Here is a 26,491-nt window from a genome sequence, read left to right as displayed (position 1 = left end):
TCGTTTCCTACCTCTTCGTAGCCGGCTGTCCGTGTCACGGCCGTGGCGTCTTGCCAACTCTTGGCAAAAATATTAGGTTAGCCTTACCTAAGCTCAAGCCATGCCCGCGTCTGGACCGCCGCTGTCGCACACCGCAAGGGGAAACGTGCCTCCTCCGCCCACCGGACCATCGCCCGCTCCCCCCTTACCCGAGATCCTGACATCGACGCCTGTCGCCGTCGCGTCACCTCAGAGGCAGAACCTCATGACGATCCAGCTCCCGCCCTCCGCCGCCCCTCGCTCCGCCTACCCGGTGACCGCGCTGCCCGCCGAGCTGCGCAGGCTGCTCCGCTACCTCGCCAAGGCCGGCCCACCCGTCTCGGCCTACGTCTACGACGGAGCCGTCGCCGCCGAACGGGCCCGCGAGCTGCGCGCCGCCCTGCCGGACTGGGCGGCCGTCTACTACGCCGTCAAGGCCAACTCCTTCCCCGGCGTCGTCGCCGCGCTGGCCCCGCACGTCGACGGGTTCGAGGTGGCGTCCAAGGCCGAGCTGGAGCTCGCCCTGCGCGCCCGCCCCACAGGCGGCGACCCGCCCGCCGTCGTCGCCGCCGGCCCGGCCAAGTCCGTGCCCGTGCTGACCGCGCTGGTCCGCGAGCGGGTCGAGGCCATCAACGCCGAGAGCCTGCTCGAACTCCACCGGATCAGCCGGATCGCGGTCACCGAGGGCGTGACCGCCCGCGTGGCCCTGCGGGTCAACCCCGTCGCGATCCCCGTGACCGGCTCCCTGCACATGGGCGGGGTCCCGTCGCAGTTCGGCGTCGCGGAGCCGGACGTGCCCGGCGTGCTGCGGGCGGCCCGGCGGCTGCCCGGCCTCGACCTCGTCGGGTTCCACGTGCACGCCGCCTCGGGCAACCTCGACGCCGACGCCCACGCCGACTACCTGCGCTGGTGCGTCGAGTGGAGCGCCCGCACGGCCCGCGAGCACGGCGTCGACCTGCGCCACATCGACATCGGCGGCGGCATCGGCGTCGCCTTCGAGGGCGAGAAGCCGTTCGACGTGGCCCGTTTCGGCGAGCTGGCCGCCCAGGTCGAGCCACCGGCCGGCACGAAGGTCGTGCTGGAGCCGGGCAGGTTCCTGGTCGCCGACTGCGGCTGGTACGCCGCCGAGGTGACCGACGTGAAGACCTCGTACGGCAAGCACTTCGTGGTGCTGCGCGGCGGCATCAACCACTTCCAGCTCCCCACGTCGTGGGACATCGTGCACAACATGGCGGTGCTGCCGATCGAGCGCTGGCCCACCGGCTGCCCGCGCCCGGCCGTCGAGAACGCCGAGGTCACCGTCGTCGGCGAGCTGTGCACGCCGGAGGACACGCTGCTGCGCGACGTGCGGGTGGACCGCGTCCGCGCCGGCGACCTCGTCGTCTTCCCGTACGCGGGCTCCTACGGCTGGGAGTTCGCCATGCACCGCTTCCTCGGCCACCCCGTGGCCGAGCGCCACCTGCTCTGACCCACCCGCCCCGACGTCACCCGTCGCGGGCGTCCCGCACCGCACCTCACCGGGCCGCGTGCCTCCTGACGCCATACGGAGCTCATCCATGACCACATACCCGACCGACCTGGTCACCCTCGAACCCGACGCCGTCCTGTGCCGGCAGCGCGACCGGGAGTCCTCGGCGCGCACCTACGCCCGGAGCTTCCCGATCGTCCCGGTACGCGGGGAAGGCATGGTGATCGAGGGAGCCGACGGCCGCCGCTACCTCGACTGCCTGTCGGGCGCGGGCACGCTGGCCCTCGGCCACAACCATCCGGTCGTGCTGGAGGCGATCCGGCGCACCGTGGACAGCGGGGCTCCGCTGCACGTCCTCGACCTGGCGACGCCGGAGAAGGACGAGTTCACCGACGCGCTGTTCGCCACGCTGCCCGCCGGTTTCGCCGACCGCGCGCGCATCCACTTCTGCGGTCCCGCCGGGACCGACGCGGTGGAGGCGGCCCTGAAGCTCATGCAGACCGCGACCGGCCGCCACGGGCTGCTGGCCTTCACCGGCGCCTACCACGGCATGACCACGGGGGCGCTGGCCGCCACCGCCAACGTCGCGGTCAAGGAGCCGGTCGCCGGGATCGCCGCGGACGTGACCCGCCTGCCGTACCCGTACCCGTACCGCTGCCCGTTCGGCGTCGGCGGCGAGCGGGGCGCCGAGCTGTCGGCCGTCTACACCGAGCGGCTGCTCGACGACCCGTCGGGCGGCGTGGTCCCGCCGGCCGCGATGATCCTCGAAGCGGTGCAGGGCGAGGGCGGCGCGGTGCCGGCTCCGGACGGGTGGCTGCGGGAGATGCGCCGCATCACCGCCGAACGCGAGATCCCGCTGATCGTCGACGAGGTGCAGACCGGCGTGGGTCGGACCGGGGCGTTCTGGGCGGTCGAGCACAGCGGGATCGTGCCCGACGCGATGGTGCTGTCCAAGGCCATCGGCGGCAGCCTGCCCCTGGCCGTGGTCGTCTACCACGAGGACTACGACGGCTGGCTGCCCGGCGCGCACACGGGAACGTTCCGCGGCAACACGCTGGCCATGGCGGCCGGGGCCGCCACGCTGCGTCACGTCGCGAGCGAGGGCCTCGCCGGGCGGGCCGCCACGGTGGGCGCCCGCATGACGGCGCGGCTCGACGCGCTGCGCGCGGAGCTGCCCGTGATCGGCGACGTCCGGGGGCGCGGGCTCATGATCGGCGTGGAGCTGGTGGACCCGGAGGGCACGCCCGACGCGTGCGGGGCGTACCCGGCCGCGCCGCGCATCGCCGCCGACGTGCGGGCGGCCTGCCTGCAGCGCGGCCTCATCGTGGAGCTGGGCGGCCGCTACGACGCGACCGTACGCCTGCTGCCGCCCCTGGTGATCACCGACGAGCAGGCGGAGGCGGTCCTCGACCGGCTGGCCGACGCCGTCGCCGAGGTCACCTCGCCGCGCCCGGCGGGGCGGCGCTCATGAGGGCCGCCCCGAACGGGACCCCATCGCGCAGGACCGGCGTGCTGACCACCCCTGCCGACGCACCGGCGACGGGCCTGCCCAGCACCGCTGCGGACGCACCGGCGACCGCCGTCCCGACCACCTCTGCGGGCGGACCGGCGACCGGCGTGCCGAGCAGCCCTGCGGGCGCACTGGCGACCGGGGTGGTGACCGGCCCTGAGACCCCGCTGGCGACCGCCGTTCGTACCGTCCTCGACGCCCTCGCCGCGGGAGTGCAGCGGCGCGGCGGTCCGGTGCCGCCCGGCACGCCCGAGGAGCTGGCGGCCGAGGTCGCCCGGGCGCTGTCCGGTCCCGGTGGCGACGACGCGCTGCGGCGGCTGACCGAGCTGCTGGCGTACGGCAGCGCCGACCCGGCCGACCCGGCGTGCGCCGCGCACCTGCACTGCCCGCCGCTCGCCGTCGCGGTCGCCGCCGACCTCGCCGTCTCGGCGCTCAACCCGTCGCTGGACTCCTGGGACCAGGCGCCCGCCGCCACCGAGCTGGAGACGTCGCTGCTGCGGGAGCTGGCCGCCCTCGTCGGCTACTCCGGCGAGGCCGCCGGGGTCGTCACCTCGGGCGGCACCGAGTCCAACCTCATGGGCCTGATGCTGGCCCGCGACCAGGTCCTGGGCCGGGTCTGCGGGCGCCCCGTCCAGCTCGGCGGCGTGCCGGGCGCCGGGCCGCGCCCGCGGATCTTCGCCTCGGCCGCCGCGCACTTCTCGGTACGCCGCTCGGCGGCCCTGCTCGGCCTGGGCGAGGACGCCGTCGTGCCCGTCCCGGTGGACCGCGACCTTCGGATGGACGGGGACGCGCTGGCCGCGGCGCTGCGCGCGAGCACGGGGCGCGGTGAGCTGCCGGTCGCCGTGGTGGCCACGGCCGGCACCACGGACACGGGGGCGATCGACCCGCTGCACACGTGCGCGGCGCTGGCCGCCGAGCACGGCGCCTGGCTGCACGTGGACGCCGCCTACGGGGGCGGCGCGCTGCTGTCGGACCGGCTCGCGCCGCTCGTGGCGGGCGTCGAGCTGGCCGACTCCGTCTCCCTGGACTGGCACAAGCTCGGCTGGCAGCCGGTCGCCGCCGGGGTGTTCCTGGTACGCCGGGAGGAGACGTACGAGTCGCTGGCCCGCCGCGCCGCCTACCTGAACCCGGCGGACGACGAGGAGGCCGGCTACCCGAGCCTGCTGGGCCGCTCGCTGCGGACGACCCGCCGCGCCGACGCGTTCAAGATCGCCGTCACGCTGCGCGCGCTGGGCCGCGACGGGCTGGGCCGCATGGTGGACGCCTGCCACGACCTGGCCCGGGCCGGGGCGGCGGCGGTGCGCGCCCATCCGAGGCTCGACCTGCACGCCGACCCGATCCTGACGGCGTTCCTGTTCCGCTACGTGCCCGCCGACCCGGCGGCTGCCGACCTGGTGAACGCCCGGCTGCGGCGCCGCCTGCTGCGGGAGGGGCGGGCGGTCGTGGGCCGCACCGAACTGCCCGGCGACGGACCCGGCCGGGTCCGGCTCAAGCTCACCCTGCTCAACCCGAACACGACCGCGGACCAGGTCGAACGGCTGCTGGGCGAGGTCGCGGCGGCCGGCCGGGCCGAGGAGGAGGCGCTGTGAACCCCCTCGACGGCACGGCGGACCCGCTGGACCTGCCCGATCCGGGCCGGGCCGGCGAGGCGGCCGCCATGGAGACGCTGCTGCGCGCCTACGTGCGCGAGACCGCGACGCCGGTGCCTCGCGCGGGCACCGACCTGGTGCTGGACTTCCCCGCCAGCGGGGTCCGGCTGCGGGTCCCGGTGCGCTACCGGTCGGCGACCGGCTGGCACCGCTTCGGCGAGCCCCTCGTGACCGACCCCTCGGACACACGAACGGACGCGCGGACGGAGGCACGAACAAAGGCACGGACGGACGCGCCAACGGACGCGCGGACGGACGCGCGGACGGCGGACGCGGCGCTGGTGGCCGCCGCGGCGATCCGGGAGACCGTGGTGCGCCGGGGCCTGCCCGCCCACCTCGGGTCCGACGCCGCCGCCCGGGTGCTGAACTCCGCCCGCCGCACCGCCGCGCACCTGGCCGCGCGGCGCGCGGAGGGGCCCGGCGGGCGGGGGCCGACCCCGTTCCTGGACGCCGAGCAGGCCCTCCTGCTGGGGCACCCGTTCCATCCCGCGCCGAAGAGCCGGGAGGAGGCGTCCGACGGCGAGCTGGCCGACTACTCGCCCGAGCTGCGCGGCTCGTTCGCGCTGCACTGGTTCGCCGCGGACCCGGCCGTCGTGGCGGGCGAGAGCGCCGACGGGCGGACCCCGGCCGAGCTGGGCCGCGCCCTCGCGCCGGAGCTGGACCTGCCGGACGGCACGGTGCCGGTCCCCGCCCACCCGTGGCAGGCGCGCGAGGTGCTGCGCCGCCCCGAGGTGGCCGCCCTGGTGGAGGCCGGGCTGCTGCGGCCGCTCGGCCCGGCCGGCCCCGCCTGGCACCCCACGTCGTCGGTGCGCACCGTGCACCGGCCCGGCGCCGACGTGATGCTCAAGCTCTCGCTCGGCATGCGGATCACCAACTCGCGGCGCAACAACCTGCGTTCCGAGATGCGCCTCGGCGTGCAGGCGGCGCGGCTGCTGGCGGCCGGGCCGGCGCGGTGGCTGCGCGCCGAGCACCCGGAGTTCGCGATCCTGCGCGACTTCGGGTGGATCTCGGTGGGCGCCGAGGGCGAGACCGGGCTGGAGACGGCCGTCCGCGACAACCCGTTCCGTGGCGGCGGGCGCGAGGGCCTGTGCGTGGCCGGGCTGCTGGCCGAACGCACCGGCCCCGGCGACGGCTCGGCTCCCCCGCACCGGGCGCTGCTGTCCGCCGCGCTGGACCGGACGGTCCGGGCGCGCGGGCTGCCGCCCGCCGAGGCCGCGGCCCTCTGGCTGACCCGCTACCTCGACGTCCTCGCCGTCCCCCTGATCCGGCTGCACGCCAGGTACGGCGTCGCGCTGGAGCCCCACCACCAGAACACCCTGGTCGCGCTGGACGGCGACGGCCTGCCGAGCGCCGGGTGGTACCGCGACAGCCAGGGCTACTACGTGGCCGCCTCCCGCGCCGCCGAGCTGGAGCGGCTGCTGCCCGGCCTGACCGGCGGCCTGGACCTCGTCTTCGACGACGCGTTCGTGGACGAGCGGGTCGCCTACTACCTCGGCGTCAACAACCTGCTCGGCCTGGTCGGCGCGTTCGGCGCGCTGGGCCTGGCCGACGAGGGCCACCTGCTGCGCGTGCTGCGGGCCGCGCTGGAGCGGCTGCGCGCCGCCGAACCCGGCGCCAAGGGGCTGCTCGGCCTGCTCCTGGACGCCCCCGCCCTGCCCTGCAAGGGCAACTACCTGACCTGCGTGGACGGCCGCGACGAGCTCGTCGGCGACGTCCACACCCAGTCCGTCTACATCGAGCTTCCCAACCCACTCACGGAGGTGGAGCGGTGACCGCCCGCTATGACCTGGTCGGCGTCGGCATAGGTCCCTTCAACCTGTCCCTGGCCGCGCTGTCGGACGGCGTCCCGGGGCTGCGCTCCCTCTTCCTGGACGCGAGACCGGCCTTCTCCTGGCATCCGGGGCTGCTGCTGGAGGGGACGGTGCTCCAGGTGCCGTTCCTGGCCGACCTGGTGACGATGGCCGACCCGACGAGCCCCTGGTCGTACCTCAACTACATCCGCAGCCACGACCGGATGTTCCCGTTCTTCTTCTCCGAGCGGTTCCACATCCCCCGCCGCGAGTACGACCACTACTGCCGGTGGGTCGCCGAGCGGCTGCCGTCGTGCCGGTTCGACGCCGAGGTGACGGCGCTGGAGTGGGACGAGACGGCGCAGGCGTTCGCGGTCACGTACCGCTCGGCCGCCGGGGCGGTCACCCGGGTGCTGGCCGGGCAGGTGGTGCTGGGGGTCGGCACGGCGCCCGTCGTGCCGGAGCCGCTGCTGCCCCTCCTCACCGAGGAGAACGCAGGCCGGGTGCTGCACAGCGCCGACTACCGCCCCCCCCGCGACCGGCTGGCCGCCGCCGACGACGTGACCGTGGTCGGGGCCGGCCAGTCGGGCGCCGAGGTGGTGCTCGACCTGCTGCGCCGCCAGGACGGCGACGGGCGGGGCGGACCGTACGTGCGCTGGCTGGCCCGCACCCCCGCCTTCGCCCCGATGGAGTACTCCAAGCTCGGCCTGGAGCACTTCACCCCCGACTACATCGGCTACTTCCGCGGCCTGCCCGCGGACCGGCGCGAGCGGCTGGTCCGCGAGCAGTGGCAGCTCTACAAGGGCGTCAGCGCCGAGACGCTCGGCGACATCCACGACGAGCTGTACGAGCGGACCATCGGCGGCGCCGAGCCACGCGCCGCGCTGCACCCCGGCGTGGAGGTGGTCTCGGCCAGCGCGGGCAGCGCCGGCTACGCGCTGACCTGCCGGCATCGGGAGCAGGAGGCGTTCTTCCAGGTGCGCACCTCGGCCGTGGTGCTGGCCACCGGCTACGCCGCCGCCCGGCCCGCGTTCCTGGAGCCGCTGGCCGACCTGGTCGACTGGGACGGGCGGGGCCGCTACCAGGTGGACGGCTCCTACCGGGTGGCGCTGGACCCGCGCGTGTCCGGGTCGCTGTACGTCCAGAACGCCGAGCTGCACACGCACGGCGTCGGCGCGCCCGACCTGACGCTGGGCGCGTGGCGGGCGGCGACCATCCTCAACACGGTGGCGGGCCGCCCGGTGCTGCCGGTGCCGGAGCGGGCGGCGTGGACGACGTTCGGCGCGCCGCGCGTGCCCGGGAAGCAGCAGCGGGCCGTCCCTGCGGAGGCCGCCGAGGGCTCGCTGCGGTGACCACGGACGTCACCACCGGCGAGGTCACGGCGGAGGCCGGGCGGCCGGCCCGGCACGCCAAGGTGGTGCTGATCTCGGTGATCGGGCTGCACCTGGTGGCCGAGACGGCGCTGACGCCGTTCCTGCCGCAGCTCTTCGAGCGGCTGTACGGCATCACCGACCCGGGTGCGACCGGCGGCTACCTGTGGATCTGCCGGATCGTCGGCCTGGCCGCGCTGCCGCTGTGGGGCCTGGCGGCGCGGCGGTGGCCGCTGCACCGACTGGTGCTGGCCGGGCTGTGCGGCTCGGCCGTGTTCGACCTGCTGCTCGGCCTGGCCCCAAGCCATGCCGCCTACACCGCGCTGTCGGGGGCCGTGGTGGCGACCAACAGCGCGCTGCTGCTGGCCTACCCGGCGTTCGTCGCCGAGCACGACGGCGACGGCCGCCCGGGCGGGGAGCGGGACGGGGAGCGGGCCAGGCTGGCCGGGATCTGCTCGATCGTCGTGGTGTTCCACCTGTCGACGGTGGTGGCGACGGCCGTGGGCGCCGGGGTGCTGGCGCTGCCCGAGCCGCGCGTGGGGATCTCGGCGTTCGCCGTCCTGGACGTGGCGCTGGCCGTGCTGACCTTCCGCGTCCTCGGGCGGCGCGCGGCGCCCCGCCCGGCGCCGGCCGCCGTGGAGGCGCCCCGCAGGGGTGTCAGGTTCGCGGTGCTCGCCCAGGCCGCGCTGATCGGGGTGGCGTTCGACTTCTCGGTGAACGTGGCGCGGCCGTTCTTCACCGGGTTCGCCGACGGGCTGGGCGTCGGGCCCGCCGGGTCGGCGGTGCTGTTCTTCCTGCCGAGCGTGGCCGCGCTGGCCGTGCTGCCCGTGGTGCGCCGCTGCCACGGGCTGCTGGGCGACCGGCTGCTGCCGGCGGCCCTGGCGGCCGGGGCGGCGGGGCTCGCCTGGCAGGCGCTGTCGTCGTCCGTGGCGGGGCTGGCCGGCGGGCGGCTGCTGTTCGGCGTGGGGCTGGGGCTGGCCCAGGTCGCGGTGGAGCTGTGGGCGTTCCGCGCCACCGGCACGGCCGGGCCGGCGTTCACCGCCGTCGAGACGGTCCGCTCGGCCGGGCTGCTCGCCGCGCCGCTGGTCGCCGCGACGGCCGCCTCCCACGACCTGGCCCTGCCGATCGCCGTCGCGGCGGCCGTCCAGGTGTTCGCCGTGGCCCTGTCGGCGCGCCGCGCCGGCGCCGTTCCCGTCCAGCCCGCACTGACGTACTCCAAGGAGATCTGATGAACCCCCCTGACCGTGACGCCTGGCAGCAGGCGGGCCGTCGGCTGCTCGTCAAGGCCGTCGAGGAGTTCGCCTACGAGGAGCTCCTCGTGCCCGAGCCCGACCCCGGCTCCGGCCGTCCCGACGCCTACCGGCTGGAGCTGGGCGAGGCGTGCTGGACGTTCCGGGCCGCCCGCGGCACGTTCGGCACCTGGCGCCTGGTGGACGGCACGCTGCGCAGGCTGCCCGAGCCGGCCGGCGGCGAGGAGGCGGGGCCCGAGCGGCTGCTGCTGGACGCCCGCGGGGTGCTCGGCTGGGACGGCCCCACCACGGCCGAGGTGCTGCGCGAGCTGACCGCCACCCGCCGGGCCGAGGCCGAGCTGATCTCCCGCGCCCTGCCCGCCGCCCGGCTCGCCGACCTGGACCACCTCGACCTGGAGGCGTACCAGGACGGCCACCCGTGCATGCTGCTGAACAAGGGCCGGCTCGGCTTCTCCGGCTCCGACTCCGCCCGCTACGCGCCGGAGGCGCGCGGCGAGGTGCGGCTGCTGTGGGCGGCGGTGCACGGCTCGCTCGCCGACCATTCCGGCGTCCCCGGGCTGGACGCGGCGACGCTGCTGGCCGAGGAGCTGGACGACGGGACGCGCAAGCAGTTCGCCGTCGCTCTGGAGGACGCCTGCGCCGCCACCGGCCTGGACCCGGACGGGTTCGCCTGGCTGCCCGTGCACCCCTTCCACTGGGACGAGGCCGTCGAGACGCTGTTCGCGCCCTACCTGGCCGACGGCCGGATCGTGCTGCTCGGCGAGGGCCCCGACCGTTACCGGCCGCTGCAGTCGATCCGCACGCTGGCCAACCTCGACCGTCCGGAGCGGCGCAACGTCAAGGTGCCGCTGCTCATCCGCAACACGCTGGTGTGGCGGGGGCTGTCCACCGAGCCGACCAGGGCCGCGCCCGACGTGACCGCCTGGCTGCACGCCGTCCGCGCCGCCGACCCGTACCTGCGCGACGAGCTGCGCTTCCACCCGCTCGGCGAGGTGGCCGCCGTCGCCGTGCGCCACCCGCTCTACGACGGCGTGCGCGACGCGCCGTACCGCTACCACGAGCTGCTCGGCGCGGTGTGGCGCGAACCGGTGGCCGCGCTGCTCGGGGAGGGTGAGCGGGCGCGCACCATGGCGGCCCTGCTGAAGGTCGGGGCCGACGGCCGGGCTCTCGTGGCCGAGCTGGTCGAGCGGTCCGGGCTCGCGCCGCGCGCCTGGCTGGCCCGCTTCCTGTCGGCGTTGCTGCCGGGGCTGCTGCACTACCTCTACCGGTACGGCGTGGCGTACTGCCCGCACGGCGAGAACACCGTGATCCTCTTCGACGCCGCCGAGGCGCCCGTCGGCGTCGCGGTCAAGGACTTCGCCGAGGACGTCAACCTGCTGCCGGAGGACCTGCCCGAGTACGCGAGCCTGTCGGAGCGGGCCCGCGGGGTGCTGCTGCGCTGGCCCGCGCGCGACCTGGCGCACTCGCTGCTCAGCGCCGTCTTCGCCGGTCACTTCCGGTTCTTCGCGCCGCTGGCCGAGCGGCACCTCGGCGTGCCGGAGGCGGAGTTCTGGGGGCTGGTACGCGCCGAGATCGACCGCTACCACGCCCGCTTCCCCGGCCTGGCCGGCCGGGCGGAGGCGTTCGGCCTGTTCGCGCCCGCCTTCGACCGGGTGGCGCTGAACCGGGAGCAGCTTCTCGGCGGCGGGTTCCACGACCGGAGCGAACGGGACGAGGGCTTCGACGTCGTCCACGGCACCGTCCCCAACCCGCTGGCCTCCGCGTCCGCCCTGGTCGCCGCCGCGCCGAAGGAGGAGGGCCGATGACGCCGCTCGGCTACGAGGAGCTGCGCCACCGGGCGGAGGAGGTCATCGTCAGCGTCCCCGACGTGCAGGGCCGCCTGCAGGGCAGCCGCCTGTCGGTGCCGTACTTCCTGGAGGAGGTGGCGCGGCAGGGCTTCGGCGCGTGCGTCTACCTGCTGGCGTCCGACGTGGAGATGGGCACCGGCCCCGGGTACGCCATCGACGCCTGGAACTCCGGCTTCGGCGACTTCGTGCTGCGGCCCGACCCGGCGACGCTGCGCCCGCTGCCCTGGGACCCGGGCACCGCGCTCGTCCTCGCCGACGCCGTCTGGCCCGGCGGCGAACCCGTGGAGGTGGCCCCGCGCCACATCCTGCGCACCCAGCTCGACCGGCTCGCCGAACGCGGGCTGGCCGCGTTCGCCGGCACCGAGCTGGAGTTCCTGGTCTTCCGCGACAGCTACCGCGACGCCTGGGAGCGCCGCTACCACGGGCTGGAGACCGCCACCCGCTACAACGTGGACTACTCGCTGCAGGGGCTGGCCGACATCGAGCCCGTCGTGCGCCGGATCCGCCGCGAGATGGTGCGGGCCGGGCTGCCGATGGAGACGGCCCGCGGTGAGTGCCACGCCGGCCAGTACGAGATCGTCTTCCGCTACGACGAGGCGATGGCCACCTGCGACAAACACGTCCTGTTCAAGAACGGCGCCAAGCAGATCGCCGCCCAGGAAGGGGTGGCGCTCACCTTCATGCCCAAGTTCGACGAGGGTGAGGGCAACTCGTGTCACGTCCATCTGTCGCTGCGCGGCACCGACGGCACGGCGGTGTTCGCCGACGAGACGACCGGCGACGGCATGTCGGAGCTGATGCGCCACTTCGTGGCCGGCCAGCTCGCCTGCCTGCCCGAGCTGACGCTGCTGATGGCCCCGAACGTCAACTCCTACAAGCGCCTGCGGCCCGGCGCGTTCGCCCCCACCGGCATCACCTGGGGCAGGGACAACCGCACCTGCCCGATCCGGGTGGTCGGCTCGGGCGCGTCGCTGCGCATCGAGCACCGGGTGCCGGGCGGCGACGCCAACCCCTACCTTGCCGTGGCGGCCATGGTCGCCGCCGGCCTGCACGGGATCGAGAACCGGCTGCCGCTGCCCGCCCCCCACGAGGCCAACGCCCTGGCCGACCCGTCGGTGCCCCGGCTGCCGGCGACGCTGTCCGAGGCGCTGCGGCTGTGGGAGGGCGGCGAGCTGGCGGCCAAGGTGTTCGGCGACGCGGTGGTGCGCCACTACGCGCAGGCGGCGCGGGCGGAGCTGGAGGCGTTCGAGACGGCGGTCACCGACTGGGAGCGGGTCCGCGGCTTCGAACGCCTGTGACCGAACCCGTGCGGGCGCGTCAGCTGGGGACGGGTGTCCTGCCGGACCGGCGGGCGAAGGCGGGCGCCCGCTCGGGCCGGAGCCCGATCCCGATCAGGTACGCCGTGACCGACCGGACGCCCGGCACCCGCCGGGTCACGACCGCGGCCGCCCTGGGCGGCCCCTCGCGCCGGCCCTCGATCGTCGGCCGTACCAGCGCCCGGTGCATCACCCGCTGGATGGCCTGGACGAGCACGGTCGGCAGCAGCCGCCTGCGGCGCACCCGGGCCAGATCCGCGGACGTGACGTGCCCGCGCAGCAGCGGCCCGGCGAGCAGCCGCGCGGTGGCGACGGCGTCCTGCACGGCGAGGTTGATCCCGACACCGCCGATCGGCGACATGGCGTGCGCGGCGTCGCCGATGCACAGCGCTCCGTTGACGTGCCAGCGCGGCAGCAGGTTGAGCCGGACGTCGAGGTGCTTGACGTCGTCCATCGACCGGATCGCGCCGAGCCGGCCGGCGAACTGCGGCAGCACCGCCGCGATCCGCTCGCGGAACGCCTCCACCCCCTCGGCCCGCAGCCGGTCGTCGAGGCCCTTTGCCGCCAGGTAGGCGATCTGGAAGTAGCCCTCCCGCGGGATGACGGCCGCGAAGTGCCCGCGGCTCATGCCGGGCATGAGCGCTCCGGCCTGCTCCTCGGGTTCGCGCGGCAGCCGCAGCCACCAGGCGTCCATGGGCACCGGGTACTCCTTGGGGCGCAGGCCCGCCCGCCGTCGGACGACCGACCAGCGGCCGTCGCAGCCGACGACGAGGTCCGCCCGCAGCTCGCCGGTCGTGCCGTCGGGGTGGCGGTAGCGGACTCCCGTCACCCGCCCGCCCTCGCCCACGAGGTGGGTGACCTCGGTGTCCATCCGCAGGTGGAAGCGCGGCTCGGCCCGCCCGGCGTCGGCGAGCAGGTTGAGCAGGTCCCACTGCGGCACCATCGCGATGTACGGGTGCGCGGTGCGCAGCCTGCGGAAGTCGGCCACCACGACCCGCCCGCCGCCCTCGGTGGGGAAGGCCGCCTCGTGGAGCCGGCTCTGCGGCAACGCGGCGAACCGCTCCCCGAGGCCGAGCTCGTCGAGCAGCTGCAGCGTGGACGGATGCACGGTGTCACCGCGGAAGTCGCGCAGGAAGTCGCCGTGCTTCTCCAGCACGGTCACCTCGACGCCGGCCCGGGCCAGCAGCAGGCCCAGCACCATCCCCGCCGGCCCGCCGCCCACGACGGCGCACGTCGTGTGTTCGGTCATCGGCCTCACCTTTTTCATCACCTGTTGAATAATCTCAGCATCCCTCGCCCGCGACCTCCCGTCAAGCGCCCCTCCGCTAGATTGCGTGACTGTGACGATCGCCTCCCCCCGAGCCAGGTGGCCGCTGTACGCGGCCGGGTTCACGACGGCGTTCGGCGCGCACGGCATCGCGGCCAACCTGGGCGGTCACAGCCCCGACGCGGTGACGTCGATGCTGGTGCTGGGCGGCCTGCTGGCGCTGTACGACGGCGCGGAGATCGTGCTCAAGCCGCTGTTCGGCGGCCTGGCCGACCGGATCGGAGCGCGTCCGGTGCTGCTCGGCGGGCTGGTCGCCTTCGCCGCAGCCTCGGCCCTGTACGCCGTGGGCGGCGAACCGGCGTGGCTGTGGGCGGCCCGGCTCGGCCAGGGCGCCGCGGCCTCCGCCTTCTCCCCCTCCGCCGCCGCCCTGGTCGCCCGGCTCAGCCCGGCCGACGGGCACGGGCGCGCGTTCGGCCGCTACGGATTCTGGAAGTCACTCGGCTACACCCTCGGCCCGCTGCTCGGCGGCGTCGTGGCCTGGGCCGGCGGGCTGCGCCTGCTCTTCGCGGTCATGGCGGTCCTCGGCGCCGCCGTCGCGGCCTGGGCCGCGCTGGCCGTCCCGCGCGTGCCGCCGCTGCCCCGCGACCGGCAGACCGTCGTGGACCTGGCCCGGCGGCTGTCCGCGGCCTCGTTCCTCGGCCCGACCGCGACGCTGGCGGGGGCCACCGCGGCGCTGTCGGTCGGGGTCGGATTCCTGCCCGTGTCGGGGGCCGCCGCCGGACTCGGCCCCGTCGCCACCGGTGCCGCCGTCTCCGTCCTCGCCGCCTGCGCAGCCGTGGCGCAGCCGCTCGCGGGCCGGGCCCTGGACCGCGGACGGCTGACCGTACGGACCGGGTTGGTCGCGGGACTGCTGACCACCGCCGCCGGACTGGCCTGCGCGGCGCTGCCGGGGCTGCCCGGCGTCCTGACGGCCGCGGTGCTGATCGGCGCCGGCACCGGCCTGGTCACCCCGCTCGGCTTCGCCGCCCTCGCCGCCACCACCCCACCGGCCCGCCTGGGCCAGACCATGGGCTCGGCCGAACTGGGCCGCGAGCTGGGTGACGCCGGCGGCCCGCTCCTGGTCGGCGGCGTCGCGACCCTGTCCACCCTCGGGCTGGGCTTCGCCGCCCTGGCCGTCCCGCTCGCCGCGGGCCCGCTGCTCGTCCTGGCGGCGGCACGCCGGCGCCGGGATTCCTAGCGCGTCCTGGGTGCTCGACGACCTCCTCGCCCCTGCCGACCCGGGCATGATCCGCCCGGCGCGGCCGTCCCCGCCCGGGTCAGACGTCGTAGTCGATCGTGACGGTCTCCGAGACGGGATAGGACTGGCAGGTGAGGACGAAGCCCGCGGCCACCTCGGCCGGTTCGAGGGCGAAGTTGCGCCGCATGTCCACCTCGCCGTCCACGACGTGGGCGCGGCACGTCCCGCACACGCCGCCCTTGCACGCGAACGGCAGGTCCGGCCGCACCCGCTGGGCGCCCTCCAGGACGGAGACGCCCTCGGGCACCTTCGCCGTCGTCACCCGGCCGTCCAGCATCACGGTCACCTCGCTGCCGGTGGCCGGGCCGGTGCGGCGGACCAGGGCGGGCGGCGGCTCGTCGACGTAGAACAGCTCGTGGTGCACCCGGTCCGCCGGCACGCCGAGGCCGGCCAGCACCTGCCGGGCCGCGGTGACCATGCCGAACGGGCCGCACAGCCACCAGTGGTCCACCTCCGCGACGGGCGTGAGCGCGGGAAGCAGCAGGCGCAGCCGCTCCTCGTCCAGCCGGCCGGTGAACAGCTCGGCCTCGCGCGGCTCCCGCGACAGCACGTGGTACAGCTCGAACCGGGCGGGATGCGCGTCCTTCAGGTCGGCCAGCTCGTCGGCGAACATCACGCTGCCGGCCGTCCGGTTGCCGTACAGGAGCGTCACCCGGCTCGCGGGGTCGTCCAGCACGGAGGCCGCGATGGACATGACCGGCGTGATGCCGGACCCGGCGGCGACCAGCACGTGATGGCCCGGCCGGCTCAGGTCGGGGGTGAACGCGCCGGCGGGCGGCAGCACCTCCACCTCGTCGCCCGCCGCCAGCTCGCGCACCAGCCACGTGGAGAACAGCCCGTCCGGGATCTCCCGCACGCCGATCCGCGGGCGCGCCCCGGCGCGGGCGCAGATCGAGTACGACCTGCGCTCCTCCCGCCCGTCCACCGTCCGCCGCACCGTGAGCCACTGGCCGGGCCGGAAGGCGTAGCGGTCCGCCAGCTCGGCGGGCACGTCGAAGGTGACGGCCGCGGCGTCGTCGCAGAGCCGGTCCACCCGGGCCACCCGCAGCGGCGCGAAGCCCACGCGGACCTGATCCTCCTGCTGGGCGATGGTCACGGTCAGATCTCCTTGACGTGCTCGAACGGCTCCGCGCAGGCCCGGCAGCGCCACAGCGCCTTGCACGCGGTCGCGCCGAACCGGGACAGCTCCTCGGTCTCGGCCGAGCCGCAGCGCGGGCAGCGCACCCGGCGGCGCGGCGGGTCCAGCGTCAGCGGCACGGGTCCGGCCGCGCGGGCCGGCGCGGGGCCGGGCGGCGCGATGCCGGCCTCGGCGAGCTTCCGGCGCCCGGCCTCGGTGATCCAGTCGGTCGTCCACGGCGGCGACAGGCGCGTACGGACCTCCACGTCGGCGAACCCGGCCGCGCGCAGGCTCGCCGTGAGGTCGGCGCGGATGGCGGCCATCGCCGGGCACCCGCTGTAGGTGGGCGTGACGGTGACGACCACCCGCCCGTCGCCGTCCGTGTCGACCTCGCGCAGGATGCCGAGGTCGGCCAGGGTCAGCAGTGGCAGCTCGGGGTCGGTCACCCGCTCGGCGACCTCACGCGCCACCGCACGCCCGGCCTCACGCGCCACCGCACGCCCGGCCTCACGCGCCACCGCACGCCCGGCCTCGGGCCTCGTCACCATGTCGCCCCCGGGAGCGCCCGTGCCACGCTCTGCATCACGGACAGCACCTCGTCCAGCTCCGTGCCGTGGCGCCCGTCCCGCCCGCCCGCTCCGGCGGGCGCGGCGTCCGCCGGGCCCTCCTGCGCGGCGTCCGCCTCGCCGGGACGCGCGGCGTCCGGGCGGGTGAGGCGGGCCGCGTCGAGCACCTGGTCGAGGACGGCGTCGAACTCGGCGCGCAGCTGCGACGGGTCCACCGCCACCCCGGCCCGCGCCAGCCGCAGCTCCACCTCGTGCGGCACGAACAGCTCGGCCACCAGCGGCCAGACCGCCGCCAGCCCCTCCTTCATCCGTTCGCGCGAGTAGGCGGTGCCGTCGCCGAGCCGCACCACCCAGCCGGCCGCGTAGTCGCGATGGTAGGCGACCTCCTTGACGCCCTTGGCCGCCACCGCCGCCAGCACCGGGTCGCGCGAGCCGGCCAGCCGGTCGAGCAGGGCGAGCCGCCACACGGCGAAGACGAGCAGCCTGGCCATGGACCGGGCGAAGTCGCCGTTCGCCGCCTCCACGAGCCGGACGTTGCGGAAGTCCGGCGCGTCGCGCAGGAAGGCGAGATCGTCCTCGCTCCGCCCGCCGCCGTCCGCCTGCCCCGCCCTGGCGAGCAGCAGCCGCGCCTGGCCGAGCAGGTCGAGGGCGATGTTCGCGAGCGCCACCTCCTCCTCCAGCTCGGGCGCGCGGGTGCACCACTCCTGCAGCCGGTGCGACATCACGAGGGCGTCGTCGCCGAGCATGAGGCAGTACGCGGCCAGGTCGCCGCCGTCCACCCCGGCGGGCGCGGTGGTGTCGACGCCGGCCAGCGGGTCGGTGAACCCGGTGCCGAACGCCCAGCGGGCGTCGCCGTCGCCGCCGAGCGCCTCGTAGGGGTTGTCGTGGGACATCGCGGCCTCACATGTGCGGGACGTCGTCGGGAATCTCGTAGAAGGTGGGGTGGCGGTAGACCTTGTCGCCGCTCGGCGCGAAGAACGGGTCCTTCTCGTCGGGGCTGGAGGCGGTGATGTGGTCGGAGCGCGTCACCCAGATGCTCACGCCCTCGTTGCGGCGGGTGTAGAGGTCGCGGGCGTGGCGCAGCGCCGTCTCGTCGTCGGGCGCCCGCAGCGAGCCGACGTGCACGTGGTTGAGCCCGCGCTTGCCGCGGACGAACACCTCGTACAGCGGCCACGACGCCCGCACCCCGCCGCTCAACGCGCCGGTCGCCCCGCCGCTCGTCCCGCCGCTCAACTCGCCGCTCGTCCCGCCGCTCGTCCCGCCGGTCAACTCGCCGCTCATGCCGCCGCTCCTCTGCCCGCCCGGTCCGCCTGCCTCGCGGCGTGCGCCGCGGCGGCCTCGCGCACCCAGGCGCCGTCGTCGTGCGCCGCCCGCCGGACCGCGATCCGCCGGGCGTTGCACGGGCCGTCTCCGCCGATCACCCGCCTGAACTCCGCCCAGTCCACCTCACCGAAGTCGTAGTGGCCGCGCTCGGCGTTCCAGCGCAGGTCGGGGTCGGGCAGCCGGACGCCGAGGGCCTCGGCCTGCGGCACCGTCATGTCCACGAACCGCTGCCGCAGCTCGTCGTTGGTGTGCCGTTTGACCTTCCACGCCATGGACCGGGCGGTGTTGGGCGAGTCGTGGTCGGGCGGCCCGAACATCATCAGCGACGGCCACCACCAGCGGTCCACCGCGTCCTGCACCATGGCCCGCTGCTCGGGCGTGCCCCGCATCATCGTCATCAGCAGCTCGTAGCCCTGCCGCTGGTGGAACGACTCCTCCTTGCAGATGCGGATCATCGCCCGCGCGTACGGGCCGTACGAGCTGCGGCACAGCGGCACCTGGTTGCAGATGGCCGCGCCGTCCACGAGCCAGCCGATCACGCCCACGTCGGCGAAGCTCAGCGTCGGATAGTTGAAGATCGAGGAGTATTTCTGCCTGCCGTCGATGAGCATCGCCGTCAGCTCGTCGCGGTCGGCGCCGAGGGTCTCCGCCGCGGAGTACAGGTACAGGCCGTGCCCCGCCTCGTCCTGCACCTTGGCCAGCAGGATGGCCTTGCGCCGCAGGGACGGCGCACGGGTGATCCACTCGCCCTCGGGCTGCATCCCGATGATCTCGGAGTGGGCGTGCTGGGAGATCTGGCGGACCAGCGTCCGGCGGTAGCCGTCGGGCATCCAGTCACGCGGCTCGATCCGCTGCTCCCGGGCGATGGTCCGGTCGAAGTGCTCTTCGAGCCGGCTGGTCTCGTCGGCCGCGCTCACGTGGCATCACCGTTTCCCTACCGACCATTCGTTCAGTATTAGTGTGCGCCGCGAGCGCCCGCCCAGGCAAGTCCGGGTGGACGCCGGCGGCCGTCAGGTGGCCCGCTTGGCGACGAGCGTCAGCACGTCGTAGCGGGCCACCGAGGAGCCGTCCTGCTTGGTCACGTCGGCGTCCCAGCGAACCTCGCCGTACTCGGCCCCCTCGCGCGGGTCGATCTGCTTGGCGGTGAGCGTGACGGTCAGCTCGTCGCCGGGGTAGACCGGGGTGAGGAAACGGAGGTTCTCCAGGCCGTAGTTGGCGAGCACCGGACCGGGATCGGGCTGCACGAACAGGCCGGCCGCCAGCGACACGACGAGGTAGCCGTGGGCCACCCGGCCGTCGAAGAACGGGTTGGCCCGAGCCGCCTCCTCGTCCATGTGGGCGTAGAAGGTGTCGCCGGTGAACTCCGCGAAGTGCTCCACGTCGGCCAGGCTGACCGGCCGCGGCCCGGCGACCACCGTGTCGCCCGGCCGCAGGTCCTCCAGGTGCTTTCGGAACGGGTGCACGTCCGTGACGGACCTGCCCGCCCCCGGCACCCACCGCCCGGCGACCTTCGCCAGCATGTCGGGGCTGCCCTGGACGGCGGTGCGCCGCATGTGGTGCAGCACGCCCCGGACCCCGCCGAGCTCCTCGCCCCCGCCGGCGCGGCCGGGGCCGCCGTGCACCAGCATCGGCAGCGGCGAGCCGTGCCCGGTCGACTCCTTGGCGGCCTCCGGGTCGAGCACGAGCAGGCGGCCGTGCCAGGGGGCGGCGCCGAGCACCACCTCGCGGGCGAAGTCGGGGTCGCCGGTCACCACCGAGCCGACCAGGCTGCCCTGGCCACGGGCGGCCAGCTCGACCACCTCGGCGGCGGAGGTGTACGGCAGCAGCGAGCTGACCGGCCCGAACGCCTCCACCTCGTGCGGCTCGGCCAGCCCGGCGTCGTCCACCCGCAGCAGGACCGGCGAGACGAACGCGCCCCGCTCGGGGTCGGCGTCCACCACCTCGACCCGCTCGGCGTCGCCGTACACGGTCGTGCCCGCCTGCATGAGCGCCTTGAGCGAGCGACGGACCTCCTCGCGCTGCCCGAGGCTGGCCAGCGCGCCCATGCGCACGTCGGGGTTGGCGGGGTTGCCCACCGTCACCCGGGCCAGGCGGGCGGCGGCCGCCTCGGCGACGGCGTCCATGAGGTGGGCGGGCACGAACGCGCGGCGGATCGCGGTGCACTTCTGCCCCGCCTTGACCGTCATCTCGGTCACGAGCTGCTTGACGAACAGCTCGAACACCTCGCCGCCCGGCGTGGCGTCCGGCCCGAGGACGGAGCAGTTGAGCGAGTCGGCCTCGGCGTTGAAGCGGACCGAGCGGCCGGTGATCGACGGGTGGACGCGCAGCTTCTGCGCCGTGGCCGCCGAACCGGTGAAGAACACCAGGTCCTGCTCGGTGAGGTGGTCGAGCAGGTCGCCCGGCCCGGCGCAGGCGAGCTGCAGCGACCCCTCCGGGAGGATGCCCGACGCGACGATCAGCTCGACCAGCCGTTCGGTCAGGTAGGCGGTCTGGCTCGCCGGCTTGACCAGTGACGGCACCCCGGCCACGAACGCCGGCGCGAACTTCTCCAGCGGCCCCCAGACCGGGAAGTTGAACGCGTTGATCTGCACGGCCACGCCGCGCATCGGCGTGTAGAGGTGCAGGCCGGCGAACGAACCGCCCTTGCCGAGCGGCTCGACGGCGCCGTCGACGTGGACCGTGGAGTTCGGCAGCTCACGCCGGCCCTTGCCGGAGTAGGAGAACAGCACGCCGATGCCGCCGTCCACGTCGAACCTGGCGTCGCCGAGCGTCGCCCCCGTCCGCGCCGACAGCTCGTACAGCTCCTCGCGATGCTCACGCAGGTGCGAGGCGAGCGCCTTGAGCAGGGCGGCGCGCTGGTGGAACGTCAGCTCGCGCAGGGCGGGCCCGCCGACCCGGCGCCCGTACGCCAGCGCGGCCCCGAAGTCGAGGCCGGCCGTGGAGATCCGGGCGACCTCCTGCCCCGTGACCGCGTCCAGCAGCAGCGCGCCCTCGTCCCGCGGGACGTGCCACGAGCCGGCCACATAACTCCGCAGCGGTGCCATGACAGACCTCCATGTCGCCAGGTGTGTTCGGTCAGGGCCAGGCGTAGAAGCCCTGGCCGCTCTTGCGGCCCAGCTCCCCGCGGGCCACCTTGTCGCGCAGCAGCCGCGGCGGGGCGAAGCGCTCGCCGAGCGTGCGGTGCAGGTGCTCGGCGATGGCCAGCCGCACGTCGAGGCCGACCAGGTCGGTGGAGCGCAGCGGCCCCATCGGGTGCCGGTAGCCGAGCTCCATCGCCCGGTCGATCGACTCGGCGTCGGCCACCCCCTCCTCCAGCATGCGGATCGCCTCCAGCCCGAGCAGCACGCCGAGGCGGCTGGTGGCGAACCCGGGCGAGTCCTTGACCACCACCGGGGTCTTGCCCAGCCGGGCGACCCAGCCGAGCGCGCTGTCACGCGTCGCCCCGGAGGTCTGCGGCCCGACGACGATCTCGACCAGCAGCGAGGCGGGAACGGGGTTGAAGAAGTGCATGCCGACGAACCGGGCGGGCACGCGCAGCGCCGCGCCCAGCTCACCGATCGGCAGGGAGCTGGTGTTGCTGGCCAGCACGGCCGTGTCGGCCACGACGTCCTCCGCCTCGGCGAGCACCCGTGCCTTCAGCTCGGCCGCCTCGGGCACCGCCTCCACGACCAGCTCGGCGTCGGCGGGCAGCGCGGACACGCGGGCGACGAAGGCGACCCGGTCGAGCACCTTGGCCGGGTCGTCGGCGAGCGCGCCGCGTTCGGCGGCCTTGCGCAGCCCGGCGGCCACCCGCTCGCGGGCCCGCCCGGCGGCGCCGGCGTCGCTCTCCACCACCGTCACGACCGCCCCGGCCGCGGCGAGCACCTGGGCGATGCCGGCCCCCATCCGGCCGCCGCCGATGACGCCTGCCACAGTCACGAGGACCTCCCCTGCCCAGCCGTCACGAGGACCCCCTCCGCTCCGCCGTTCACGAGGATCGCCTCCGCTCCAGGAACGCGGTCATCCGCTCGCGCTTGTCCGCGCTCTCCAGCAGCACGGCCTGCGCCAGGTCGTCGGCCACCGGATGCGCTCCCGGGGCGTCCAGCACGAGCTTGGTCAGCCGCAGCGCCGCCGGCGACGACTTCGCCATCCGATCGAGCAGGGCGTGGGCGCGGGCGGCCAGCTCCGGCCCGGGGACCACCTCGGCGACCAGCCCGAACCGCTCGGCCTCGGCGGCCGTCAGCCGCCTGCCGCCGAGCAGCACCTGCTTGGCCACCGACCGGCCCACCAGCTCGGCGAGCCGCCAGCAGGCGCCGGCCGCCGCCATGATGCCGAGCGCGGGCTCGGGGTTGCCGAAGACGGCCTCGGGCGTCGCCAGCCGGATGTCGCAGGCGTAGGCCAGCTCCGCGCCGCCGCCGAGCGCGTAGCCGGCCACGGCCGCCACGGTCGGCAGCGGCAGCCGGGCGATCCGGTCGAACAGCCGGCTGTTGATGCCCTGCAGCGCCTCGTCGCGACCGCGCTCGAGCAGCTCGGCGATGTCGGCTCCGGCGGCGAAGACGTCTCCGGCCCCGGTGAGCAGCAGCGGCCGGGGCCGGCGTTCGAGCTCCGCGCACACCTCGTGCAGCTCGCGGACCATCGCCAGATTGATCGCGTTGCGCGCCTGGGGACGGTTGAGCGTCACGGCCAACCGGTCCGGCCGCTCGTCCACGAGCAGCGTCTCGAACTCGCTCATCACCCCTATTATTAACCGTCCATTCGGTCAGTTTTCAAGGCCGGCGCCGGCCTGTGAGGCCGGCTGGGATACTCGTACCGTGCCACCCACCCGAACCACTCCCGCCCGGCGCGGACGCCCCGGCTACGACCTGGAGTCGCTGCTGTCCGTCGCGGTCAAGGTGTTCAACGAGCGTGGCTACGAGGCCACCAGCATGGAGGACCTGTCACGCAAGCTCGGCATCACCAAGTCGGCGATCTACCACCACGTGGCGAGCAAGGACGAGTTGCTGCGCATCGCGGTGGACCGGGCGCTCGACGGGCTGTTCGAGGTGGCCGCCGAGACCACCGCCATGAGCGGCCGGGCCGTGGACCGCCTGGAGCTCCTGGTACGGCGGAGCGTGCACGTGCTGGTCGACCGGCTCCCGTTCGTCACCCTGCTGCTGCGCGTGCGTGGCAACACCAAGGCCGAGCGGGCGGCCCTGGCCCGGCGGCGCGAGTTCGACCGGCTGGTGACGGAGCTGGTGCTGCAGGCGGAGGCGGAGGGCGACATCCGCCCCGACGTGGACCCGGCGGTGACCGCCCGACTGCTGTTCGGCCTGGTCAACTCCCTGACGGAGTGGTACAGGCCGCGCGGCGGCATGGGCGCCGACGCCCTCGCCGACGCCGTCTGCAAGATCGCGTTCGACGGCCTGCGCCAGCCCGCCGGCGACTGAGCGGAGGCGGCGACACGTCTTGCGGAGCCGAGCCGAAGAGTGCGGGACCCGTCCGAGGGTTTCCCGCACTCCGGCTCAGTGAGGGGTCAGACCCCCACCTGTTCTCCGAGCTCGGCCGGTGCGGCCGGGGTCCGCTTGGAGCCCCGGCGGGTGGGCATCCACCAGTTGGCCTTGCCGCACAGTTCCATCACCGCGGGGAGGAGGACCATCCGGACGATGGTGGCGTCGATGAGCACGGCGACGGCCATGCCCAGGCCTCCCTGTTTGACCGCGATGTCGGGGCCGAGCAGCGAGGTGGTGAAGACGGCGATCATGATGGCGGCCGCGGCCGTGATGACCTTGGCCGTCCGCGCCAGCCCCCTGGCGACGGCCGCGCGGGTGTCGCCGGTCCGCTCGTACTCCTCGCGGACCCGTGAGATCAGGAAGACCTGGTAGTCCATCGACAGGCCGAACAGGACCGGGAACATCATCATCGGGACCCAGGTCGTGACCGGCATGGCGGCGGGGAAGCCGAGGGCGGGGCCGAACCATCCCCACTGGACCACCGCGACGATCACGCCGTAGGCGGCGCCGATGGACAGCAGGTTCATCACGGCGGCCTGCAGGGCGATCGTCACCGACCGGACCAGCGCGATCAGCAGCACCATGGAGATCGCGATGACGACCGCGATCATCAGGGGCAGGCGTGAGCCGGATTCCTCGGCGAGGTCGATGGTGGCGGCGTTCGGGCCGCCGACGAGGACCGAACGGCCGCCGGGCGCGTCAGGCAGCACGCTGTCGCGCAGCCTGTGCACCAGTTTCGCGGTCGCCTCGTCCTGGTACCCGGTCGTGGGGAAGGCGATGAAGGTCGCGGCCTGCCCGTCCGCGCTGACCCGGGGCGGGGTGGCCTGGGCGATGCCGTCGGTGTCGCGGACCGCCTGGACGACGGGACCCAGGTCGACGCCGGCGGAGTCCAGGCGGGTGGTGAAGATCAGAGGCGCGCCGTAACCGGGGCCGAAGCCTTCGGAGAGGATGGCGTACGAGGTGTAGCTGCTCCTGTCGTGGGGCTGGATGCTGGCGTCGGGCTGGCTCAGCCGCATGGACAGCGTGGGGATGGCCAGCACCAGCAGAGCCACGCCGGCCAGCGTCGCGGCGATCACCGGCCTGCGCTGGACCACGCCCGCCCAGCGCTCGGCGAGGACGGGGCGCTGCGGGGAGGGGGCGCCGCCGGGCCGCTCCCGGCGGGACGTGCGACGCGGCAGGCGCAGCGAGTTGATCTTGTAGCCGGTGAAGCCCAGGAACGCCGGCAGCAGGGTCACCGCGGCGATCATGGTCACCAGCACGATCACCGACGTGGCGACGGCCACCCCGGTCATCAGCCGCTGTCCCATGACCATCAGGCCCAGCATCGCGATCACGACGGTGACGCCGGCGAACAGCACCGCGTGACCGGCGGTGGTGATGGCCTTGACCGTGGCGCTCTCGGGATCGTCGCCGTCCTGCAGGCTGTCCTTGTAACGGGTCACGATGAACAGCGCGTAGTCGATGCCGACGCCGAGCCCGATCATCGCGCCGAAGACCAGCGTGAATTCCGGCGCGGGAACCACGTACCCGACCAGCTTCATCAGCGCGAGGCCGCCCACGATCGCCAGGAGGGCGGTCACGATCGGCAGCCCCATCGCCGCCAGCGACCCGAAGGCGATGAACAGGATCACCGCCGCCGCCAGGATGCCCACGCCCTCGGCGGCACCCTGCGGGGGCGTCTCGGCCTTCTCCGCCATGTACCCGCCCAGTCCCAGCGTGACGGTGCCGTCGGAGGCCTCCTTGACCAGGTCCACCAGCGGCTTGACCTCGGTCTTGTCCACCTCCTTGGCGCTCAGCGGGATGGTCGTCCGGGCGATGCGACGATTCTCCGTCACCAGGTTCCTGTCCTGGTACGGCGAGATCACCGGTCCGGTGACCGGTGAGCCGTCGATCTCGGCGAGGACCTTCTCGATCTTGCGCCGGGCGGCAGGGTCATCGATCCCCTTCTCCGCCTTGATCGCGAGGGTCAGCGTGTCCCCTTGCTGCTCGGGGAAATGCCGCTCGATCAACTGCTGCGCCCTGGCGGATTCGGAGCCTCCGCCGGTGAAGTCGTTGTCGGGGGCGGCGCCGTACCCGAAGCCGGCCAGCGCCACGGCGACCACGCCGACGACCCAGATCAGCAGCACCAGACGACGGCGCCGGTAACAGAACCGGGCCAGCCTGGCCAGCGCTCCATCGGTAGGGGAGGTGTCGGTTCTCAATTCTTCTCCTCAAGACGTTGAACATCGCAGGGGCGCGGGCGACTCGCCGGCGGCCGGCCCGCTCCCCGCGTCTGATCTCGTGGCGCGCCCGGGTCAGGCGATCGTGACCTGGCCGTCGACGACCCTGACCGGGATCTCGATCAGCGGCGCGCGCGCCGGCCCCTTGGTCACCTGTCCGTGCTCGTCGAAGGTGGAGCCGTGGCAGGGGCAACGGAACCCGGACCCGACGTAGGAGACCGGGCAACCCTGATGGGTGCAGGTGGCGTTGAACGCCACGAACCGGTCCGGGGCCGGGCGCAGCAGACAGGCAGGTGCCCCATTCGGCGCGGTGAAGCTCTTCGACGACCCGACGGCGACGTCGGCGGCTGCGGCGATCACCGGCCCCCTCGCCGCCCCTGAGCCCGCCGGGTCCCCCGGCGCGACCGTGGGGCGCCGCGCGAGTGCCAGCGCGCTCCCCGCGGCCACCCCGACGGCGGTCGTCGCCGCCGCGATCACGCCGCCCCGCAGCACGGTGCGCCGCTCGACCTGCTCCTGTACGGCCACGCCCTCGTCCGGCGTGCCGCGCACCGGCAGACCGAGCCGGTGACGCACCCTCGCACGCAGCCAGGCGGTCAGGGACAGCACCCCGCCGTCGCCCATCGTCAGCAGCGGCGTCCACGCGAAGGCGAAGACGAGGTCGGCCCCGTAGTAGTACGGCCGGGTCGTCCAGCTCACCGTCAGGAAGAAGCTGACCGACAGGAGGACGCCGCCGAGGGCGGCGAGCCTGGTGAACAGCCCGAGGAGGACGCCGAGGCCGACCGCGACCTCCCCGAAGGCGATCGCCAGGCCCGCGACGGCCGAGTGGTCGGCCACCAGCGACACCAGCGGGCCGATCGGGGAGGTCTCGGCGGCCTGCGCCATCTGGGCCCTGACGCCGAGCGGCGAGGAGTCGTCCAGGTAGTGCGGGTCGAAGAGCTTGGAGACGCCGGCGTACACGAAGGTGCCGCCGAGGAACGCGCGCAGCGGCAGCAGTGCCCGGAGCGGCGACCGCATGG

21 protein-coding genes are annotated in these 26,491 nt (G+C 74.9%); 10 read left to right on the top strand and 11 right to left on the bottom strand.

The window, feature by feature from the left end; genetic code table 11:
• The first annotated feature begins 244 nt into the window (after positions 1–244).
• From CXR44_RS06705 to CXR44_RS06670, 8 genes are all read left to right on the top strand, one after another.
• Complete coding sequence (locus CXR44_RS06705) at positions 245–1,486, top strand: alanine racemase (RefSeq protein ID WP_101783987.1); 1,242 nt, start codon at positions 245–247, stop codon at positions 1,484–1,486.
• An 88-nt stretch (positions 1,487–1,574) separates the two neighbouring features.
• Entirely contained in the window at positions 1,575–2,957 is a 1,383-nt protein-coding gene (locus CXR44_RS06700; protein WP_101783986.1) for a diaminobutyrate--2-oxoglutarate transaminase, read from the top strand.
• A 38-nt stretch (positions 2,958–2,995) separates the two neighbouring features.
• On the top strand, positions 2,996–4,585 hold the full coding sequence (locus CXR44_RS06695) for a pyridoxal phosphate-dependent decarboxylase family protein (RefSeq protein WP_281260250.1): 1,590 nt from the start codon (positions 2,996–2,998) through the stop codon (positions 4,583–4,585).
• Positions 4,582–6,417 (top strand): IucA/IucC family protein, encoded by a 1,836-nt coding sequence (locus tag CXR44_RS06690; RefSeq protein WP_101783984.1) that lies wholly within the window; start codon positions 4,582–4,584, stop codon positions 6,415–6,417. The genes CXR44_RS06695 and CXR44_RS06690 overlap by 4 nt, the downstream gene beginning before the upstream one ends.
• On the top strand, positions 6,414–7,787 hold the full coding sequence (locus CXR44_RS06685) for a lysine N(6)-hydroxylase/L-ornithine N(5)-oxygenase family protein (RefSeq protein ID WP_101783983.1): 1,374 nt from the start codon (positions 6,414–6,416) through the stop codon (positions 7,785–7,787). The genes CXR44_RS06690 and CXR44_RS06685 overlap by 4 nt, the downstream gene beginning before the upstream one ends.
• Positions 7,784–9,034 (top strand): hypothetical protein, encoded by a 1,251-nt coding sequence (locus CXR44_RS06680; RefSeq protein WP_101783982.1) that lies wholly within the window; start codon positions 7,784–7,786, stop codon positions 9,032–9,034. The genes CXR44_RS06685 and CXR44_RS06680 overlap by 4 nt, the downstream gene beginning before the upstream one ends.
• The gene (locus CXR44_RS06675; protein WP_101783981.1) at positions 9,034–10,860 is read left to right on the top strand and encodes an IucA/IucC family protein; all 1,827 of its coding nucleotides are present in this window, start codon (positions 9,034–9,036) and stop codon (positions 10,858–10,860) included. The genes CXR44_RS06680 and CXR44_RS06675 overlap by 1 nt, the downstream gene beginning before the upstream one ends.
• On the top strand, positions 10,857–12,200 hold the full coding sequence (locus CXR44_RS06670) for a glutamine synthetase family protein (RefSeq protein ID WP_101783980.1): 1,344 nt from the start codon (positions 10,857–10,859) through the stop codon (positions 12,198–12,200). The genes CXR44_RS06675 and CXR44_RS06670 overlap by 4 nt, the downstream gene beginning before the upstream one ends.
• A gap of 19 nt (positions 12,201–12,219) precedes the next feature.
• Here CXR44_RS06670 and CXR44_RS06665 read toward each other — a convergent pair whose 3' ends face one another.
• Entirely contained in the window at positions 12,220–13,467 is a 1,248-nt protein-coding gene (locus CXR44_RS06665; protein WP_101783979.1) for an FAD-dependent oxidoreductase, read from the bottom strand.
• A gap of 91 nt (positions 13,468–13,558) precedes the next feature.
• Here CXR44_RS06665 and CXR44_RS06660 point away from each other — a divergent pair, with 91 nt between their 5' ends.
• Entirely contained in the window at positions 13,559–14,722 is a 1,164-nt protein-coding gene (locus tag CXR44_RS06660; RefSeq protein ID WP_180903208.1) for an MFS transporter, read from the top strand.
• Between the two features lie 79 nt (positions 14,723–14,801).
• On the opposite strand, the gene paaE is transcribed toward CXR44_RS06660, so the two are convergent.
• The 8 genes from paaE to CXR44_RS06620 all read right to left on the bottom strand — a co-directional run bounded on the left by paaE (position 14,802) and on the right by CXR44_RS06620 (position 22,499).
• Entirely contained in the window at positions 14,802–15,884 is a 1,083-nt protein-coding gene (gene paaE, locus CXR44_RS06655; protein ID WP_101784220.1) for a 1,2-phenylacetyl-CoA epoxidase subunit PaaE, read from the bottom strand.
• Entirely contained in the window at positions 15,881–16,447 is a 567-nt protein-coding gene (gene paaD, locus CXR44_RS06650; protein WP_101783978.1) for a 1,2-phenylacetyl-CoA epoxidase subunit PaaD, read from the bottom strand. Before paaD ends, paaE begins: the two co-directional genes overlap by 4 nt.
• A complete protein-coding gene (gene paaC, locus CXR44_RS06645; protein WP_101783977.1) occupies positions 16,441–17,358 on the bottom strand; it encodes a 1,2-phenylacetyl-CoA epoxidase subunit PaaC in 918 nt (305 codons plus the stop codon). The genes paaD and paaC overlap by 7 nt, the downstream gene beginning before the upstream one ends.
• Positions 17,359–17,365: 7 nt before the next feature.
• On the bottom strand, positions 17,366–17,746 hold the full coding sequence (gene paaB / locus CXR44_RS06640; protein ID WP_219601687.1) for a 1,2-phenylacetyl-CoA epoxidase subunit PaaB: 381 nt from the start codon (positions 17,744–17,746) through the stop codon (positions 17,366–17,368).
• Complete coding sequence (gene paaA, locus CXR44_RS06635) at positions 17,743–18,705, bottom strand: 1,2-phenylacetyl-CoA epoxidase subunit PaaA (RefSeq protein ID WP_101783976.1); 963 nt, start codon at positions 18,703–18,705, stop codon at positions 17,743–17,745. The genes paaB and paaA overlap by 4 nt, the downstream gene beginning before the upstream one ends.
• 93 nt (positions 18,706–18,798) lie before the next feature.
• Positions 18,799–20,832, bottom strand: a complete 2,034-nt coding sequence (gene paaZ / locus CXR44_RS06630; protein ID WP_101783975.1) for a phenylacetic acid degradation bifunctional protein PaaZ — start codon at positions 20,830–20,832, stop codon at positions 18,799–18,801.
• Positions 20,833–20,863: 31 nt separating this feature from the next.
• The gene (locus CXR44_RS06625; protein ID WP_281260249.1) at positions 20,864–21,706 is read right to left on the bottom strand and encodes a 3-hydroxyacyl-CoA dehydrogenase family protein; all 843 of its coding nucleotides are present in this window, start codon (positions 21,704–21,706) and stop codon (positions 20,864–20,866) included.
• A gap of 49 nt (positions 21,707–21,755) precedes the next feature.
• The gene (locus CXR44_RS06620) at positions 21,756–22,499 is read right to left on the bottom strand and encodes an enoyl-CoA hydratase/isomerase family protein (RefSeq protein ID WP_101783974.1); all 744 of its coding nucleotides are present in this window, start codon (positions 22,497–22,499) and stop codon (positions 21,756–21,758) included.
• Positions 22,500–22,578: 79 nt separating this feature from the next.
• Here CXR44_RS06620 and CXR44_RS06615 point away from each other — a divergent pair, with 79 nt between their 5' ends.
• On the top strand, positions 22,579–23,193 hold the full coding sequence (locus tag CXR44_RS06615; RefSeq protein ID WP_101783973.1) for a TetR/AcrR family transcriptional regulator: 615 nt from the start codon (positions 22,579–22,581) through the stop codon (positions 23,191–23,193).
• An 86-nt stretch (positions 23,194–23,279) separates the two neighbouring features.
• Here CXR44_RS06615 and CXR44_RS06610 read toward each other — a convergent pair whose 3' ends face one another.
• Together CXR44_RS06610 and CXR44_RS06605 are read right to left on the bottom strand one after the other, a co-directional pair.
• A complete protein-coding gene (locus tag CXR44_RS06610) occupies positions 23,280–25,457 on the bottom strand; it encodes an MMPL family transporter (protein ID WP_101783972.1) in 2,178 nt (725 codons plus the stop codon).
• Between the two features lie 93 nt (positions 25,458–25,550).
• Positions 25,551–26,489 carry a Rieske 2Fe-2S domain-containing protein gene (locus CXR44_RS06605; RefSeq protein ID WP_180903207.1) on the bottom strand — a complete coding sequence of 313 codons (939 nt, stop codon included), beginning with the start codon at positions 26,487–26,489 and terminating at the stop codon, positions 25,551–25,553.
• Positions 26,490–26,491 lie beyond the last annotated feature (2 nt).

The sequence above is a fragment of the Nonomuraea indica genome (assembly GCF_002850745.1).
GTDB lineage: Bacteria > Actinomycetota > Actinomycetes > Streptosporangiales > Streptosporangiaceae > Nonomuraea > Nonomuraea indica.
The sequence above is the reverse complement of the archived record's forward strand: the minus strand, read 5'-3'. Positions and strand labels throughout refer to the sequence as shown.

Bases quoted from the DNA above. Each gene is read 5' to 3' on its own strand.
- CXR44_RS06605 (WP_180903207.1), bottom strand. From the start codon at position 26,489: ATGCGGTCGCCGCTCCGGGCACTGCTGCCGCTGCGCGCGTTCCTCGGC.
- paaD (WP_101783978.1), bottom strand. From the start codon at position 16,447: ATGGTGACGAGGCCCGAGGCCGGGCGTGCGGTGGCGCGTGAGGCCGGG.
- paaC (WP_101783977.1), bottom strand. From the start codon at position 17,358: ATGTCCCACGACAACCCCTACGAGGCGCTCGGCGGCGACGGCGACGCC.
- CXR44_RS06620 (WP_101783974.1), bottom strand. From the start codon at position 22,499: ATGAGCGAGTTCGAGACGCTGCTCGTGGACGAGCGGCCGGACCGGTTG.
- CXR44_RS06665 (WP_101783979.1), bottom strand. From the start codon at position 13,467: ATGACCGAACACACGACGTGCGCCGTCGTGGGCGGCGGGCCGGCGGGG.
- CXR44_RS06675 (WP_101783981.1), top strand. From the start codon at position 9,034: ATGAACCCCCCTGACCGTGACGCCTGGCAGCAGGCGGGCCGTCGGCTG.
- paaB (WP_219601687.1), bottom strand. From the start codon at position 17,746: ATGAGCGGCGAGTTGACCGGCGGGACGAGCGGCGGGACGAGCGGCGAG.
- CXR44_RS06705 (WP_101783987.1), top strand. From the start codon at position 245: ATGACGATCCAGCTCCCGCCCTCCGCCGCCCCTCGCTCCGCCTACCCG.
- paaZ (WP_101783975.1), bottom strand. From the start codon at position 20,832: ATGGCACCGCTGCGGAGTTATGTGGCCGGCTCGTGGCACGTCCCGCGG.
- CXR44_RS06670 (WP_101783980.1), top strand. From the start codon at position 10,857: ATGACGCCGCTCGGCTACGAGGAGCTGCGCCACCGGGCGGAGGAGGTC.
- CXR44_RS06700 (WP_101783986.1), top strand. From the start codon at position 1,575: ATGACCACATACCCGACCGACCTGGTCACCCTCGAACCCGACGCCGTC.